This window comes from Achromobacter sp. Marseille-Q0513, assembly GCF_018195695.1.
GTDB lineage: Bacteria > Pseudomonadota > Gammaproteobacteria > Burkholderiales > Burkholderiaceae_B > Achromobacter.
Genome location: NZ_JAGTJY010000370.1, coordinates 1 through 1,221, shown reverse-complemented (window position 1 = coordinate 1,221; position 1,221 = coordinate 1). Strand labels below are relative to the sequence as shown.

The window sequence follows — 1,221 nt, the reverse complement described above, 5'->3', positions numbered from 1 at the left end:
CGTAGGCGGCGTCCGCGATATGGAATTCGACGGCGCGCTTGCCCGGGTTGGCCAGCGTCAGGCGCAGGCGTGCGCCGGGCGCATCATAGCTGACCAGGATGTCCGGCGCTGCCTGCGCGCCGGCGGCGAGACGCCCGGCGTAGTGGCGATGGAAACCGTTGGGGCCGAGCAGCCACAGGTCGTAGCGGCCGTCGTCCGTCGCCGTGTCCCAGATGCCGTCCAGGTGCTTGCCGGCCTCGACGGTATAGCGCCGCGGTCCGCGCTCCAGGTGCAGCCGGTCGTAGACATGCAGCACGGCGCCGGCCGCGCCGGGATTGTCCAGGCGCAGCGTCAGCGCGTGGCCGCGCGCCGTCGCATGCGCGTGCAGCGCATAGGGCAGGGCGCGCGAGGGCCGCAGGCCGGGCTGCTGACGGGCGGGCGGCGGCTGGTCCGGCGCGGTGGGCGTGGCGGTGCCGGGCAGCGCGGCCGCGCGCGCGGCCCGCGCGGCGGTTGCCGGCAGGGTTGTCCCGGGAAAGGCGGGCTCGCTCGCGCTGAAGTCGAACAGCGAGGTCAGGTCGCCGCAGACGGCGCGGCGCCAGGGCGAGATGTTGGGTTCGGCCACGCCGAAGCGTTGCTCGATGAAGCGCAGCACCGAGGTGTGGTCGAAGACCTGCGAATTGACCCAGCCGCCGCGCGACCAGGGCGACAGCGCGTACATGGGCACGCGCGGTCCCAGGCCGTAGACGCCGTGCCGGTGCGCGGGCGTGTCGTCGGATTCCACGCCCGCGACGATCTCGTGGTATTCGCCGCGCGTGTCCACCGTCGAGGCGCCGGCCAGCGCGCCGCGGGCATCGCGCGAGGGCGGGGCGGGCGGCGGCATGTGGTCGAAGAAGCCGTCGTTCTCGTCGAACATCAGCAGCAGTACCGTGCGGCTCCAGACCTGTGGATTGGCGGTCAGCGCGTCCAGCACGCGCGCCACATAGTCGGCGCCCTGTGCCGGGCTGGACGGGCTGGGATGCTCGGAGCCGGCCTTGGTGGGGCAGATCCACGATACCTGCGGCAATGTACCGTCGAGCGCATCCTGGCGCAGCCGGTCCAGGCCGTGCGTGCTCAGCGCCTTTTCGCGCAGCGCCGCCAGTGAGCCGGGCAGGCCCTGATAGGCGTCGCGGTAGGCCTTGAAGCCGGCGGTGGGATTGAGCGCGTAGTTGTCCGCCATGTCCTGGTAGATGCGCCAGCGGATGC

At 72.8% G+C, this 1,221-nt stretch carries 1 protein-coding gene; it reads right to left on the bottom strand.

What is annotated here, in order from left to right; all coding sequences use genetic code 11:
- The coding region (locus tag KDH83_RS30705) for an alkaline phosphatase family protein (RefSeq protein WP_212322824.1) at window positions 1-1,221 on the bottom strand (1,221 nt) is incomplete at both ends.